Annotated in this window: 15 protein-coding genes; 10 read left to right on the top strand and 5 right to left on the bottom strand. The window is 72.0% G+C overall.

The genetic code is table 11. The annotated features are described in order from the left end of the window. The first annotated feature begins 17 nt into the window (after positions 1 to 17). Entirely contained in the window at positions 18 to 680 is a 663-nt protein-coding gene (locus tag BXA11_RS26655) for a hypothetical protein (protein ID WP_143734534.1), read from the top strand. On the opposite strand, the gene BXA11_RS26650 is transcribed toward BXA11_RS26655, so the two are convergent. Further along, entirely contained in the window at positions 677 to 1,168 is a 492-nt protein-coding gene (locus tag BXA11_RS26650) for a PASTA domain-containing protein (RefSeq protein WP_143734533.1), read from the bottom strand. The two genes, BXA11_RS26655 and BXA11_RS26650, sit on opposite strands and share 4 nt — an antisense overlap. A 315-nt stretch (positions 1,169 to 1,483) precedes the next feature. Here BXA11_RS26650 and BXA11_RS26645 point away from each other — a divergent pair, with 315 nt between their 5' ends. Then, complete coding sequence (locus tag BXA11_RS26645) at positions 1,484 to 1,798, top strand: hypothetical protein (protein WP_076438897.1); 315 nt, start codon at positions 1,484 to 1,486, stop codon at positions 1,796 to 1,798. 86 nt (positions 1,799 to 1,884) lie between these two features. Here BXA11_RS26645 and BXA11_RS26640 read toward each other — a convergent pair whose 3' ends face one another. After that, a complete protein-coding gene (locus BXA11_RS26640) occupies positions 1,885 to 2,127 on the bottom strand; it encodes a hypothetical protein (RefSeq protein WP_076438896.1) in 243 nt (80 codons plus the stop codon). Positions 2,128 to 2,809: 682 nt separating this feature from the next. On the opposite strand from BXA11_RS26640, the gene BXA11_RS26635 reads away from it, so the two are divergent. Beyond that, positions 2,810 to 3,508 (top strand): CBS domain-containing protein, encoded by a 699-nt coding sequence (locus BXA11_RS26635; protein ID WP_076438894.1) that lies wholly within the window; start codon positions 2,810 to 2,812, stop codon positions 3,506 to 3,508. Positions 3,509 to 3,544: 36 nt separating this feature from the next. Here the strand turns inward: BXA11_RS26635 and BXA11_RS26630 are convergent, their stop codons facing one another. Beyond that, positions 3,545 to 4,549, bottom strand: coding sequence for a zinc-binding alcohol dehydrogenase family protein (locus BXA11_RS26630; RefSeq protein ID WP_076438892.1), 1,005 nt, complete (start codon positions 4,547 to 4,549; stop codon positions 3,545 to 3,547). Continuing rightward, on the bottom strand, positions 4,549 to 4,977 hold the full coding sequence (locus tag BXA11_RS26625; protein ID WP_076438890.1) for a pyridoxamine 5'-phosphate oxidase family protein: 429 nt from the start codon (positions 4,975 to 4,977) through the stop codon (positions 4,549 to 4,551). Before BXA11_RS26625 ends, BXA11_RS26630 begins: the two co-directional genes overlap by 1 nt. Positions 4,978 to 5,150: 173 nt before the next feature. On the opposite strand from BXA11_RS26625, the gene BXA11_RS26620 reads away from it, so the two are divergent. From BXA11_RS26620 to BXA11_RS44860, 7 genes are all read left to right on the top strand, one after another. Further along, positions 5,151 to 5,558 carry a VOC family protein gene (locus tag BXA11_RS26620; RefSeq protein WP_076438889.1) on the top strand — a complete coding sequence of 136 codons (408 nt, stop codon included), beginning with the start codon at positions 5,151 to 5,153 and terminating at the stop codon, positions 5,556 to 5,558. A gap of 97 nt (positions 5,559 to 5,655) precedes the next feature. Further along, a complete protein-coding gene (locus BXA11_RS26615) occupies positions 5,656 to 5,838 on the top strand; it encodes a hypothetical protein (protein WP_030505920.1) in 183 nt (60 codons plus the stop codon). Between the two features lie 5 nt (positions 5,839 to 5,843). Continuing rightward, a complete protein-coding gene (locus BXA11_RS26610; RefSeq protein ID WP_030505919.1) occupies positions 5,844 to 6,179 on the top strand; it encodes an ArsR/SmtB family transcription factor in 336 nt (111 codons plus the stop codon). Further along, positions 6,176 to 7,897 (top strand): SulP family inorganic anion transporter, encoded by a 1,722-nt coding sequence (locus BXA11_RS26605; protein ID WP_076438887.1) that lies wholly within the window; start codon positions 6,176 to 6,178, stop codon positions 7,895 to 7,897. The genes BXA11_RS26610 and BXA11_RS26605 overlap by 4 nt, the downstream gene beginning before the upstream one ends. Positions 7,898 to 7,978: 81 nt before the next feature. Next, positions 7,979 to 9,304 (top strand): lanthionine synthetase LanC family protein, encoded by a 1,326-nt coding sequence (locus BXA11_RS26600; RefSeq protein ID WP_076438884.1) that lies wholly within the window; start codon positions 7,979 to 7,981, stop codon positions 9,302 to 9,304. 151 nt (positions 9,305 to 9,455) lie between these two features. After that, the gene (locus BXA11_RS26595; protein ID WP_076438881.1) at positions 9,456 to 10,988 is read left to right on the top strand and encodes a cellulose binding domain-containing protein; all 1,533 of its coding nucleotides are present in this window, start codon (positions 9,456 to 9,458) and stop codon (positions 10,986 to 10,988) included. Between the two features lie 239 nt (positions 10,989 to 11,227). Next, positions 11,228 to 12,352, top strand: a complete 1,125-nt coding sequence (locus BXA11_RS44860; RefSeq protein WP_239105103.1) for a hypothetical protein — start codon at positions 11,228 to 11,230, stop codon at positions 12,350 to 12,352. A 92-nt stretch (positions 12,353 to 12,444) separates the two neighbouring features. Here the strand turns inward: BXA11_RS44860 and secA2 are convergent, their stop codons facing one another. Then, positions 12,445 to 14,712 carry an accessory Sec system translocase SecA2 gene (gene secA2, locus BXA11_RS26585; RefSeq protein WP_030505914.1) on the bottom strand — a complete coding sequence of 756 codons (2,268 nt, stop codon included), beginning with the start codon at positions 14,710 to 14,712 and terminating at the stop codon, positions 12,445 to 12,447. Positions 14,713 to 14,784 lie beyond the last annotated feature (72 nt).

The following is a 14,784-nucleotide window of genomic DNA, read 5'->3' as shown; positions in this document are numbered from 1 at the left end:
TGGGAGGTGTGCACGTTATGACCACACCGCGCGTGACGGATGAGGAACCGGCCGCGTGGGTGGAGCAGCGCGGGCGGCCGGGGACGCCGCCCGCGCCGAGCACCTGCGCCGCTGCACGGTGGGCCTGGCTCATCTGGTGCGGGAGCACTTCCCGGGCGCGGTCACCGTCACGGTCGGCCTGGCCAAGTGCACCGCGCGGCGACCTGCGCCCGAACCTGGTGCGCATCGGCGAGCCGGCCGAGGTGGTGTGGGACTGGGACGACCCCGACATCAAGTGGCGGCTGACTCTGCCGGAGACGCAGGAGATCGAGGGGCTGCTGTTCGACGCGCTGGCGTTCGACGTCACCCACGAGGTGCTGGCCGAGGCGGGGTGGGTGCAGACCGAGGACGACTGCGAGGAGTACACGATCACCCTGCCGGAGGTGGTGGTGCCCGCCGCGCGGGTGCCGGTGGTGCGGCTGCTGCACCACGACGACGACGCCTGCACCACCGGGGAGGTCACCGTCCACCCCAGCGAGAAGGCCCGGGTTCGCGCACCTGGCGCCGAAGGTCCGCCAGACGTGGCACCTGGTTGCCCGACGAGCCCAGCGTGCCGCAGGTGCCGCCCGCCTACGACATCACCGCATTCACCGACTTGCCCCAGCAGCACTGGAAGAAGATCTGGTCGACCAGCCCACTAGAAAATGTCATCACCACCCGGCGGGACATTACCCAGGGGACCGGTGGAGACGATCAGCGTGATCGTAGGGCCCGGCGTGAGCTCGGCCCGCGACTGCGGCACCTGATCGATCACGGCACCCTGCGGGACGGCGTCACTCGGCTGCTCCACGGTCTTGACCTTGAAACCGGCACCCTGGAGCGTGTCCTTCGCGTCCCTCAGAGTGAAGCCGACCATGTTGGGCACCCCCGTAGTCGGCCCCGGCGTGTCCTTCGCCCTAGGGGAGATCTGTCGTGGTGACGGCGACAAATTTGGTCCCAGGGACACCCGCAATGTCACCGATTCGCCCGAGCGAATGAACTGCCCACTGGCGAGATCCGTGCCGATAACGATGCCGGCGGAGATCGTGTCGCTGTTCTCCTCAACCAGTGTCGGCGTCACGCCGAGACTGCTCAGCTTGCTGATCGCGGCCTGCTTAGCCATTCCGCCTAGCAAGGGCACAACGACCACGAACGGATCATGTCGCCGCAAAGGGGTGGCGGCTTGCGTGACCTCTTCTGGCGACCCCCACAGCCCTTCACCGATCTCAATCCGAGGCGAAACAGGCCCCTCGCGAGGCCTACGTTCTTCCACCGAGCAAGACTCCTCAACGGGGATGTCGAAATACTAAATACTAAAAGTCCACCTCTGAGCTTATCCGGCGGCATGCCCGAGTGTCAGACGGTGACGAGTGATGTCAACTTTTCCCGCTCAATCGGGCGGAGGGGCCCAAGGCTGTCCGCGGCTTGAGATCGCCTGGTGAGCCGCTCAGGGGATAACTCCACAGTGACCGCCCACGCGCCGCGCCTCGCCCGCCCACCCGCCGCGACGGACGCGGCGCTGAACCTGCACGGGCTGGTCCGCGACCGCCTGGCCGCCACCCCGCAGGCGCGCGGCGAAGGCGTCACGAAATCAGGCAGGGCGCGAACGCCGTGGACGGCCGCCACGCTGGCGGCCCGAGCTGGCGCCCGCACCGGGGAGGTGCTGGCCGCCGCCCGCCGCGCCGCCGAACTGGCCGCCAGGGCGGACACCAGCCAGGTGATGGCGGCGCCGCTCGACGCCGCCGCCGAGGCGGCCCTGGTAGCTGCCGCGCCCCGCTGAACGGCGCTGTTCACATGCGGCGGCCCCGGCTTCCGATCGAAAGCCGGGGCCTAACTCAGGGCAAAAGGCGTACAGTGGTGACTTTGTCAGCTAGACAGGCGTTCACCTCCATCCGGGGCGGGTGCGGGGAGGACGACGTCGATGCGGCACTGCGGCGGGTCCTCCTGCGAAGAGGACGTCGCCGCGTTGTAGATGATGCAGGCTCCTGCTGCGAACAGGAGCACCACGCCCAGCCGGGCGGTCTTGGACCAGGTACCGATCGCGTCCCGGACCGTCCGGCCGCCCTCCCGCACCGCTTCCACCGCGAGGGCTTCGCTGCTGTCGTCCACCCCTGATGGGTGCGGCTCTTCGCTGGACAGAAGTGCATTCCCCTTCCCGGAAAATAAAAAAGCGCCCACACGTCGCACCTACGGTGAAGCGGGTCTCCTGTAACCCGCGTGTAGGCGCAGCGCATGAACGCAGCGGAATATTCAGTTGTCACGCCGGGTGCTGCCCGTCGGCCGCACCCAACGCGTCGTGTCACCAGCCCCAGGCAGGGCCGGCAACAGCCAATCCATGGTCTCCCAGGAAAGAGATCGGCCCCTGGCGGCCAGAAGCCAGCCAGGGACGCCACGAGGGGTCAAGTGGCGTGTGGTGTTTCCCTTCGCGCTGCGTCCCGCGAGCCTTGGGGCGCTCGTCGGGGTGGCGTGCAGCAGATATGAGTGTGCCACAGGTCGCCCCACAATGCGTCACGAATTGGGTGGCAAGACGGGGAATTCGTATGGCTGCGGCGAGATGCCCCGCTTTTCCTGGTACCCCGCCGCCCCCGCGAGGGGTATTCACCTGGCGAAATCCCTGAGGCCCGTCCGCCGGTCGGCGTGATGCCCCAGTTCTGCCACCCGCAACCGGCGCGAAAAACCCCGGGCAGTCTCCGCAAACCGCCCGGGACATAGGTCCCACCGCGGGAGGACGTTCGCCGGTCGCCCCCGCGGCCGGTCGTGGCGAAGGCTGGGGGAGACGAGGGAGGCCGCCATGCCGATGACCGTACGCGACGTCATGAACAGGTTCGTCGTCGCCGTCGAGGCGACGGCCTCGTTCGCCGACGTGGTCACCGCGATGTGCCGGTTCCATGTCGGGGCCGTCCCCGTCGTGGACGGGGAGCGGCGCGTCATCGGCATGGTGAGCGACAGCGACCTGCTGCTCAAGGACCTCGACAGGCGGCCCGGCGATGTGATCATCGAGGGGCCGTCCCGGCGCAGGGAGCGCAGGAAGGCGAGCGGCCGCACCGCCGCCCAGATCATGAGCAGCCCCGCGATCACGGTCACCGAGGACACCACGCTGCGGCGGGCGGCCAGTCTGATGCAGCGCAACAGGATCAAGGAGCTGCCGGTCGTGGACGGCGAGACCGGCCGCATCACCGGGCTGGTCAAACAGTCGGACCTGATCAGAGCCTTCTGCCGGCCCCCGGAGGACATCCGCGACGACGTCGTCGAGGTGGTGTCGCGCTACTCCCGGCGCTGCGCCGTACGCGTCGAGGACGGGATCGTCCACCTCGTCGGCGGCGTGGCGCGGCGTTCACAGCTCTTCGCCATGATCGAGGAGGTCTGGCAGGTGGACGGCGTGGTGGACGTCGACTCCTCCATCACGTTCGAGACGGACGACGTGGACCGGGCCGTCTCCGCGGGCGCGCCCCGGCGGACCGGCCCGGTGGAGAGCGGGGAGGGCCAATGAGCGCCGAGACCAGGAGCACCGAGACCATGAGCGTCGTCACCCGTCCATGAGCAGGACGGCGGCCCCTTCGACGCGGTCGGCCGCCAGGTCGGCCAGCGCCTGGTCGGCGTCGCCGAAGGAATAGGGCGTCGTCGTGACCCGCGGGTGGTGGAGGGCCGCCAGCCGCAGGAACTCCCGTCCGTCGTCGCGGGTGTTGGCCGTGACGCTGCGCAGCGTCCGCTCCTGGAACAGGTGGCGCTGGTAGTTCAGCACCGGGATGTCGGTGAGGTGGATCCCCGCCACCGCGAGGGTGCCGCCCCGGTCGAGCGCGGCCAGCGCGACCGGCACGAGATCGCCGACCGGGGCGAACAGGATGGCCGCGTCCAGGGGCTCGGGCGGCGGGTCGGCGCTGCCCGCCGCGGAGGCCGCGCCCAGCCGGAGCGCGAGCTCCCTGGCCGCCGCCGACCTCGTCATCACGTGCACGGTCGCACCCTCGGCGATCGCGACCTGGGCGGTCAGATGGGCCGAGGCGCCGAACCCGTAGATGCCGAGCCGTCCGCCCGGGGGCAGGTCGGCGCGGACCAGCGCGCGGTAGCCGATGATCCCCGCGCACAGCAGCGGGGCGAGCGTCTCGGCCGGGGTGTCCTCGGGCAGCGGGTAGACGTACGCCGCGGGGGCGGTCAGCAGTTCCGCGTACCCGCCGTCGGCGTCCCAGCCCGTGTAGGTGGACGCCGGGCACAGGTTCTCCGCGCCGCGCAGGCAGTAGCGGCACCGGCCGCAGGTCGAGCGCAGCCAGGCCACCCCGACGCGGGCGCCGACCGGCGGCCCCGGCGTGTCCGGGCCGAGCCGGGCCACGCGTCCCACGACCTCGTGCCCGGGAACCGTACGGGGGCGCCTCGGGGGGAGGTCGCCCTCGGCGAGGTGCAGGTCGGTGCGGCAGACCGCGCACGCCTCGACGCGGACCAGCAGTTCCCCCGGCCCGGGCACGGGGTCCGGCAGCACGGCCCGCTCCAGCGGCCGCGTCGCGACCGGTCCCGGCCGGGCCACGACCCAGGCCTCCATCACGCGTGCCGGATGCGCCGGCCGCTGATCTCGTTGGGCGAGATCCGGATGTAGAGCGGACGGTCGCCGCCCGGCCACGACTCCACGGCGTTCTTGTTCACGTCGCCGGTGATGTGGTGGGCCCCGCCGCGCACGAGCACGCTCCAGCCCTCCCGCGTGCTCTCGTCGATGTGGTCCACCTCGAAGGCCACCATGAAGTCGGCCCCCTCGATCCCCGTACGCAGGTCGGCGTCCATCGGGCCGCCGAGAGCGGTGCGGAACAAGACGGCGCCCTGCTCGATCGTGTAGTTGACCGGCAGGATCACGGGCCCGGTCGGATTGTTGAAGGCGACCCTGCCCACGCCGCCCGGCGAGATCAGCCGCAGGCACTCCTCGTGGTCGAGCTTCTCCAGGCGCGGCATGCCGGCGGGAGCCGTGTCTTCGGTCATTCGGACCTCCACAATGATCGTCAAGGGCATCGGCGATCAGTCTGCCGTCCCCGTCCCTCCGGCGGCACCGACGTCCGTCGCACAACGGAGGGACTAAGGGCCCGGGAAGCCTTGGCCGCCGCTTGCCGTAATCCATCCTTTAGCCGCATGCCCCGAATGGGCACGCACGTCACATGGAAGTGCTGAGCAGCCGCATACTCCTGCGATCGGCCGACCGGGCCGCGAGCCGCCGCTTCTACCGCGACGTCCTGGGGCTGGCCGTGAGCCGGGAGTTCGGGCCGGCCGAGGACCCTGGGGTGGTGTTCTTCCTGGGGCAGGGGCTCCTCGAGGTCTCCCCGCGCGCCTCCGGCGCAGAACAGGAGGGCGCGGCGATCTGGTTGCAGGTGCGCGACGTCCAGAGGGAGCACGACCGGCTGGTGGAGGCCGGGGTACGGGTGTCCCGGCCGCCCAGGCTGGAGCCGTGGGGGCTGATGGAGATGTGGATCGAGGATCCCGACGGGCTGCCGATCGTGCTGGTCGAGATCCCCGAGGGCCACCCGCTGCGGCGTGACCACCGCTCCTTCACGCCGCGCCCCGCCTGAGCCCGGCTCCGGCCGCGCCACGCGCCTGTGATCTGTTGAATTGAAGAATTTTTCATATTGCGAATATGCTGGCTCCGCCGACGGAGGAGAGGACGACATGCACGAGTTCACGGCGGAGCTGCGCGCCCGGCTCGCGGAGGCGCGAGAGGAGCTACGGCGGGCGCGGGAGAGCGGTGACGAGCACGGCGTCCAGGTCGCCCTGGGCCGTCTGGACAACCTGAACCGCCTGGCCGCCGACCACGGGATCAGCCCGGAGGCGGCGGGGGGAGAGGCGGAGTGAGCCCGATGCCCGTCCCGCTCTACCAGGCCAAGGCCGACTTCTTCCGCACCCTGGGACATCCGGTGCGCATCCGCGTGCTCGAACTTCTGCGGGACGGCCCCCGCCCGGTCCGCGAATTACTCAACGAGATCGAGGTGGAGGCGTCGAACCTGTCCCAGCAGCTCGCCGTGCTGCGCCGTACCGGCCTCGTCAGCGCGGTCAGGGAGGGCGGCTCGGTGGTCTACTCCCTCGCCACCCCCGACATCGTGGACCTGCTCGCGGCGGCCCGGCGGATCCTCACCGACATGATCACCGGCCAGGGCGAGCTGCTGGCCGAGCTCCAGGCGGAGGCGGCCGAGTGACCGGCGTGGCCAGGCAGTTGTACGGCCGGGTCGCGGGGCTGCTGCCCTCGCCCGCCGACTGGCGACCGGCCCGCCGCAGCCCGGGCCGTGACCTGATCGCCGGGCTTACGGTCGCGGTGGTGGCCCTGCCGCTCGCGCTGGCCTTCGGGGTCGGCTCAGGACTGGGCGCGCAGGCGGGCCTGGCGACCGCCGTCGTCGCGGGCGCGATCGCCGCGGTCTTCGGCGGCAGCAACCTCCAGGTGTCGGGCCCCACCGGGGCCATGACCGTCGTCCTCGTGCCGATCGTGCACAGCCACGGCCCGAGTGGGGTGCTCGCGGTCGGCCTGCTCGCCGGGATCGTGCTCGTCGTCCTCGCGCTGGCCCGGGTCGGCAGGTACGCCCGCTACATGCCGACTCCCGTCATCGAGGGCTTCACGGCGGGCATCGCCGTCGTCATCGCGCTCCAGCAGGTGCCCGCCGCGCTCGGCGTGACCGGCGAGGGGGAGCGGGTGTGGCAGGCGGCCGGGAACGCGGTGGCGAACTTCGCGCGAGACCCGAGTCCGGTGCCGATCGCGATGGCGCTCGTGGTCGCCGGGGCCATGCTGCTGGGCGCGCGGTGGCGGCCCGCGGTGCCGTTCTCGTTCCTCACGGTCGTGGCCGCAACGGTCGTGGCCGAGGCCGCCGGGCTGGACGTCGCCCGCATCGGAACCCTGCCGGCCGGGCTGCCCGCGCCGTCGGTGAGCTTCCTCGATCCGGGCGCCGTCACCTCGCTTCTCCCCGCGGCCCTCGCCGTGGCCGCCCTCGGGGCGCTGGAGAGCCTGCTGTGCGCCTCCGTCGCCGACGGCATGAGCGTGGGGGAGCGGCACGACCCCGACCGCGAGCTGTTCGGGCAGGGCCTGGCGAACGTCGTCTCCCCGCTCTTCGGCGGCATCCCCGCCACCGCCGCGATCGCCCGCACGGCGGTGAACGTCCGCTCGGGCGCGCGGTCCCGCCTGGCCGCCCTCGCGCACGCCGTCGTGCTGGCCGTCATCGTGTTCGGCGCGAGCGGCCTCGTCGGGCGGATCCCGCTGGCCGCGCTGGCCGGCGTGCTGCTGGCCACGACGGTCCGCATGGTCGAGGTCGGCTCGCTGCGCGCCATCGCCCGCGCCACGCGGGGCGACGCCGCGGTGATGGTCCTCACCTTCGCCGTCACCGTCGCCTTCGACCTCGTCACCGCGGTCGCGGTCGGCGTCGGCGTCGCGATCGTGCTCGCCCTGCGGGCCGTCGCGCGCAGCGCGCAGATCGAGCAGGTCCCGCTGGAGACCGGCGACCACGGCGACGAGGAACGGCGCCTGCTGGCCGAGCACATCGTGGCCTACCGGTTCGACGGCCCGCTGTTCTTCGGCGCGGCCCACCGCTTCCTGCTGGAGCTGTCGGAGGTCGCCGACGTGCGGGTGGTCATCCTGCGGATGTCGCGGGTGTCCACGATCGACGCCACCGGCGCGGGCGTCCTCGGCGACGCGATCACGCGGCTGGAGGGAAAGGGGATCACCGTGCTGCTGTCGGGCATCCGGCCGGGCCACGACGAGGTCCTCGACGGGCTGGGAGTGGCCGATCACCTCCGCCGTGACGGGCTCGTCTTCCCGGACACGCCGGCCGCGATCGCCCACGCCAGGACACTGCTCGGACTCCGGTCCGCGCCGCCGCCGGCCCCGGTCTCCGGGGCGCGTCACCCGGACGTTCCCGCGCCGACGGTGTGATCGGCACGCGACTGCCCGTAGGCTTCCGAGTGGAAGAACGTTAGCCTTAATTTCCTACCAGATATGTGGGAGACTGGGGTGATGAGCGCCTGGCCCCGCGAGACACCGGTCACCGCCGCCGTCGCGGCCGCGCGCTGGGTGCGGTCGGCGGCGGCCGACGACGAGCTGGGACGGCGATGGCGGGCCAACCCCGATCCCCGGGGGCGGTCGGCCGGAGCCGGCGACGCCTCGTCCCTCTACGCCGGTGCGGCCGGCGTCGTGCTGTTCTTCCTCGAACTCGCGGCCGCCACCGGTCACGAGGTGTACCTGGAGGACGCGCTCGCGGGCGCCCGCAGGCTCGCCGTCACCTGGCCCGAGCAGCGCGACCCGACCTTCTACCACGGGCTCGCCGGTCTGGTCTTCGCGATGGCGGAGACGGGGTGGGCGACGGGCGACGAGGAGGTCTTCGGGGCGGCCCGCGCCGCCGCCGACCGCCTCGTCCGCGCCGCCCGCCCGCTGGGCGACGGCATCGGCTGGACCGGTGACCCGGCGCAGCGCGGCGACGGGGGGATCGTGCTCGCGCTGCTGCACGCGGCCGGCATCCTCGGCGTCCCGGCGTACGAGGAGGTGGCGATCGAGGCGGGGGAGCGCATCGCGGCTCTCGCCGTCCCGGGGCACCGCTTCGGCGGCGACGCCGCCCCCGACCTGCCCGTGGACGCCGTCACGCCCGGGTTCCTGTCCGGAACGGCGGGCACGGCGTTCCTGCTCGCCCGCCTCTACGGCGTGACCGGCGACGCCCGGTTCCTCGCGGGGGCCCGCAGAGGGGCCGACTTCGTCCGCACGGTCAGCGTGGTCACCGACAGATGCGCGCTCGTGCCGCACCACATCCCGCAGGGGCGGCGGCTCAACTACCTCGGCTTCTGCTCCGGCTCCGCCGGGGTGGCCCGCATGTTCCACGAGCTGCACCGGGTCACCGGAGACCCGGGCGATCTCGACTGGATGGAACGGCTCGCGCACGGAATCATGCAGAGCGGTGTGCCCGGGGCGCGGCCCTCGGGGCACTGGGACGTGGCCTGCCTGTGCTGCGGCACCGCCGGGCTGATCGAGTGTTTCGTGGGCCTGTACGCCGCCACGGGGCACGAGCCGTACCTCGGCTTCGCGCGCACGCTCGCGATCGACCTGATCGGGCGGGCGACCGCGGGCGACGAGGCCGGCTTCCGCTGGTATCAGGCGTATCGGCGGCTGCGTCCCGGAGAGGTCACGGCCGACACCGGATACATGGTGGGAGCCGCCGGCATCGGGACGGCCCTGCTGCACCTGGACGCCACGGAGCGCGCCGCCGCGCCGCGCCGGCTGATCCTCCTGCCGGACAATCCCTTCCCGGCCATCCCGATCCCCGCCGCCGTCCTGCGCGGTGACCAGGCATAGCCGCCTGGCGGCGAGCAGGGCGCGGGAGCTGAAAATTTCACCTGCCCGCGGCGGGTACGCCCAGCTCAGCGGGGGTGACGCGCGGCGCGCCGTTGACTTAACCGGTATAGTTCACGACGCTTCGCTCCGGTCTTCTATGGAAGGACGGAGCATGCGACGGAGAGGCGCGATCCTCACCGCACTGGGGCTGCTGGCCGCAGGCGGACTCGCCTTGGGCAACACGCCGGCGGCCCAGGCCGCGGTGGCGTGCAAGGTCACCTACACGGCCAGTCAGTGGCAGGGCGGCATGTCCGCCAACCTGAGCATCCAGAACCTGGGCGACGCCCTGAGCAACTGGACGCTCACGTTCACGTTCCCCGACAGCGGTCAGAAGGTCACCCAGGGGTGGTCGGCCACCTGGAGCCAGTCGGGCAGCACCGTGACCGCGACGGCGATGGACTGGAACAAGTCCCTGTCCACCGGCGGCTCGACGAGCATCGGCTTCAACGGATCCTGGTCAGGAGGCAACCCGGCGCCGGCCGACTTCGCACTGAACGGCGTCGCCTGCAACGGCAGCACGCCGTCGCAGTCCCCGTCGCCTTCCCCCTCGCCCTCGCGCTCGCCCTCGCCTTCCCCCTCGCCGAGCCCGTCGCCGAGCCCCTCGCCTTCGACGTCGCCCAGCCCGTCCACGGGGGCGGCCCCGAAGCTGAAGGTGTCGGGCAACAGGATCGTGAACGCCGCGACCGGCACGCCGTACCGGCTGCTGGGCGTCAACCGGTCGGGCGGCGAGTTCATGTGCGTCCAGGGCCGTGGCATCTGGGACGGCCCGGTCGACAACGCGGCGATCGACGCGATGAAGGCCTGGAACGTCCGGGCGGTCCGCGTCCCGCTGAACGAGGAGTGCTGGCTCGGCCTGAGCAACATCCAGTCGTCGTACGGCGGCGCCGCCTACCAGACCGAGGTCAAGGCGTACGTCGACCGGCTGGTCGCCAAGGGCATCACCCCGATCGTCGAGATGCACTGGAACTACGGCCAGTACACCGGCAACTCCTCGGGCTGCTCCGACGTCCACGCCTCCTGCCAGAAGCCGATGCCGGACGCGCAGTACGCCCCGCAGTTCTGGACGGGGGTGGCGAACGTGTTCAAGGGCCGTGACGAGGTCGTGTTCGACCTGTTCAACGAGCCCTATCCGGAGCGCGCGACCGGCAGTGCCGCCTCCGGGTGGGCCTGCTGGCGCGACGGCGGCACCTGCTCGGGCATCCCCTATCAGGTGGCGGGCTTCCAGTCGCTGGTGAACGCGGTGCGGGCCACCGGCGCGACCAACATCATCATGCTGGGCGGCCTGGCCTACTCCAACGACCTGTCGCAGTGGTTGCAGTACAAGCCCGCGGACTCGCGGAACAACCTGGCCGCGGCGTGGCACGTGTACAACTTCAACTCCTGCGTCAGCACCTCGTGCTGGGACAGCCAGCTCGCGCCGGTTGCCGCCCAGGTCCCGCTGGTGGCCGGGGAGATCGGTGAGAACACCTGCTCGCACGGGTTCATCGACCAGGTCATGAACTGGTTCGACGCGAAGGGTGCGTCCTACCTCGGCTGGACCTGGAACGCCTGGGACTGCTCCACCGGTCCGTCCCTGATCAGCGACTACAACGGCACCCCGACCGCCTTCGGAGCCGGGCTGCGGGCTCGCCTCCTGTCGTCCTGATCCCGAAACGTGGCGTGCCCTCCTTCCCTTCAGCCCCCCTGGGAAGGGGGGGCTCGTCACCTCTGACTTTGCCACCTCATGGGCGGTTAGTCCAAAAAGTAAAATTTTCGTCCGAGATGTCGAGATTTGGGGTGTTCTTGGCTTAGTGTCCGGTTACCCAGCCGTGACCAGTCAGGAGATCCCCCATTTCCAGCTACGCGGACCCCAGCAACGCCCTCCGGGAGCAGGCAAGCCCGGCAGTGGGCGAGACGCACCACGCGGCCGCCGTTCCCCAGCAACGGCAGGACGCCCCTGCCCGCCCCGCCCCGGCGGGCTCCCAGCACATCCCCGCCGACGGCGCCGACGAGGCCACCGCGCCCGTTGTTCCCCACGTCGGCTGCCCGACCGCCGAAGGCAAGACCGTCCTTTACTCCGGCAAGACGACCGCGTCGTACTTCTGGGACGACGGGTCGGGCGTCAACGGCGACACCGGCGCCCCCGCGTCGGGCAAGCCGATGCAGAAGGGCCTGGCCGCCAGCCCGAGCTGGCCGATGGGCACCAAGGGCTACGTGGTCTACCAGGGGAAGAAGGCCGAATTCTTCGTCGGTGACCGCGGCCCCGGCGTTCCCTCGAGCAGCGGGGTCATGCTCGACCTCGACGGCAAGACGTTCGCCGAACTGACCGGCGGCTCCTGGGACCACGACTCGCTCACCGTCGAGGACGCGAGCGGGCTCGGCCACATCCCCGTCAAGTACGTGATCACCGAGTGGGGCAAGGGCCTTGGCAAGACCGGCGCGCCCAAGCCGTTCTCGACGGGCGCGTACGGAGTCAAGGACCACCCGAAGCCCCCGCCGCCCTGCCCCACGGCGGCTCCCGCTCCCTCCGCCGCTCCGGCCGCTCCGCAGGACGCTGCTCCGGCCGCGCCGCAGGACTCCGCTCCGGCCGCCGGGGACCAGGAGAGCCAGGCCCCCGTGGCTTCGCCCTCCGTGGCGCCCTCCGAGGCGCCCGCCCCGCCTACCACGCCTGCCTCGCCGGGCGCGCAGGCCGAGGCGGCGGCGGCCCAGATGTTCCCGCTCTCGGATACGGCACGGGCGACCGCCGCCGCGACCGCCGAGACCGCCCCGAAGGCCGCCACCAAGGCCGCCCCCGAGGCCGCTCAGAAGACCGGCACGGGGACCGCGAAGGCGGCGAGGTCCGGCGAGGTGCTGGCCTCCCCGGCGTTCACCCCCGCGTCGGCCGTGGACGGACAGCCGGATGAGGCGGCCGTTCCCGCCTTCTCGGTCGCGATCGTGGTCTGCGCGCTCGTCGCCGTGGGCGCCAAGGCCGCGCTGAGCCGTCCCGCCCACGCCGCCACGCACCAGCAGGGCCGCCACCGCAAGTCGTAGGGACTCCGGCCGCCCCGCCACGCCGAGGGCGGCCAGGGGGAGCGGTGCGGCCTCACGAGGGCCGGAGCTCCCCCCGCGAGGCCGGCGGACCTTTACCGCTTGCGGCGCTTGAGCGCTCCGGCCACCCGCTTGAGCACGCGGTCCCACTCCGAGCCGAACGGGTTGTCCTGCACCAGATAGGTCCAGGTGGCCGTGGGCCTCTTGAGGCCCTGCTCCGCGAGGTCCCGGGTGACGTCGGCCTTCTCGAAGGTCTCCTTGGAACGCCGCTCGACCTCGTCGAGCATCGCCCGATAGGCCGGAACGGCCTCGCGGTTGAACTCGTCGAGCGGGTTCAACCGCCCGAGGGCCCGCAGGTGGATGCCCTCGCGGAGGTCGGCGAGGAAGCCGAGGTGCTCGGTCCAGCAGCGATCGAGGTGATACAGCACGATCTGCCGGGCTGCCCGCTCGACCACCTCCTCGCCCGCCGTCTCGCACAGCTCGCGGTAACGCTCCGGGCAGGCCTGCTCCAGGGCCCGTGCCCCGGTGTCGCCGTACAGGACGCGGGCGCGCTGCTCCAGCACCTCCGCCCGCTGGCGCTCCTGCAGCCGGGTGTAGCGCCAGGTGTTGCGGTGGATCTCCAGGTTGACGCCCTCGGCCACGCGCTGGGCGTGCGCCACCAGCCCGGCGGCGTTCGCGTCCCGCACCACGCCGTCGCGGCCGGCCGCGGGCAGCGACTGGTCCGGTGCGTACGCGGTGAGGAGCGTGTCCTCGCCGCTGACGAAGAACACCGAGCCGCCGGGGTCGCCCTGCCGCCCGGCACGGCCCCGCAGCTGGTCGTCCAGCCTGCTGCTCTCGTGCTTGCCGGTGCCGATGACGTAGAGCCCGCCGAGCGCGGCGACGTCCTGCTCCTCGTCCGGGTCGCCCGCGCCGAGCCGGATGTCGGTGCCGCGCCCGGCCATCTGGGTGGAGACCGTGATCACGCCGCGCCGGCCGGCCTTCGCGATGATCTGCGCCTCCTCGGCGTCGTTCTTCGCGTTGAGCACGGCCGCGCTCAGCCCCCTGGCCTCCAGGGACTCGGCCAGGCGCTCGGACTCGGCGACGTCGAGCGTGCCGACGAGGATCGGCTGCCCGGTGGCGTGCCGGGTCTCGATCTCCTCCAGCAGCGCCCGCTCCTTGTCCTCCAGCGTGGCGAAGATCCGGTCGGGCTCGTCCACCCGTACGCACGGCTTGTTGGGCGGGATGACCGCGACCCTGAGGTCGTAGAACTCGCGCAGCTGCTCGGCGACGGCGATGGCGGTGCCGGTCATGCCGCACACGCGCGGATAGCGGCGGATGAGGCTCTGCACGGTGAGCGAGTCGAGGATCTCGCCCGTCTCCGACGCCGGCAGGTGCTCCTTGGCCTCGACGGCCGCCTGCAGCCCGTCCGGCCAGCGCTGCAGCACGGCGACCCGGCCGCGCGAGGTGTTGATCAGATGGACCCGGCCGTCCCTCACGATGTAGTCGACGTCCCTGGTCAGCAGCGCGTGGGCGTGCAGGGCGAGGTTGACCTGGGTCACCACGCCGGGGTGCTCGTAGAGATCGATCCCGAGGGCCTTCTCGACCGTGTCGGTGCCCTTGGGGGTGAGGAAGACGCTGCGGCCCTCCTCGTCGATCGTGTAGTGGTAGCCGCGCGACAGCCGCCGCACGAGGGCCGCCATCTCGGGCAGCGCCGTGCCGGGGTCGGCCGCGCCGGCCAGCACGAGCGGCACGCGGGCCTCGTCCACCAGGACCGAGTCGGCCTCGTCGACCAGTGCGACCTCGGGGGCGGGCACGACCAGTTCGGCCGGGTCGGTGCGCAGGCGGTCGCGCAGCACGTCGAACCCCAGCTCGCTGACGGCTCCGTACGTGACGTCGCAGGCGTACGCCGCCCTGCGCTCCTCGGGAGCCGAGGTCTCGGCGATCCACCCGGCCGTGAGGCCGAGCGTCTCGTACAGCGGGCCCATCCACTCGGCGTCCCGGCGGGCGAGGTAGTCGTTGACCGAGACCGCGTGGACCCGGACGCCGCGCAACGCGAACCCGGCCGCCGTCAGCGCGCCGACGAGCGTCTTGCCCTCGCCGGTGGCCATCTGCACGACGTGGCCCTCCAGCATGGCGAGCATGCCCACGAGCTGTACGTCGTACGGCCGCTGGCCGAGCGCCCGGTGGGCGGCCTCCCGCATCACCGCGCAGAAGTCGGCGGAGCCGACCCAACCGGGATCGACGGCGGCGGGGCGAAGATCGGCGCGCCGGGTGACCTCGCTCTCCAGCTCGCCCGCCGCGGCCACGACCCGCTGGAAGGGGGCCAGATCGACGCTTCCTGGTTTGTCCAGAAACCGCCTGATCCATTCGCCTACCCGTGCCACATCCGCTCCAACGACTCGCTTGCCGGACTGGTTCCACATGCCCGGTTCATGGTCCCACTATCGGCGTCGATT

It is taken from the genome of Microbispora rosea (genome assembly GCF_900156315.1).
In the GTDB taxonomy this organism is placed as follows: domain Bacteria; phylum Actinomycetota; class Actinomycetes; order Streptosporangiales; family Streptosporangiaceae; genus Microbispora; species Microbispora rosea.
The sequence above is the reverse complement of the archived record's forward strand: the minus strand, read 5'-3'. Positions and strand labels throughout refer to the sequence as shown.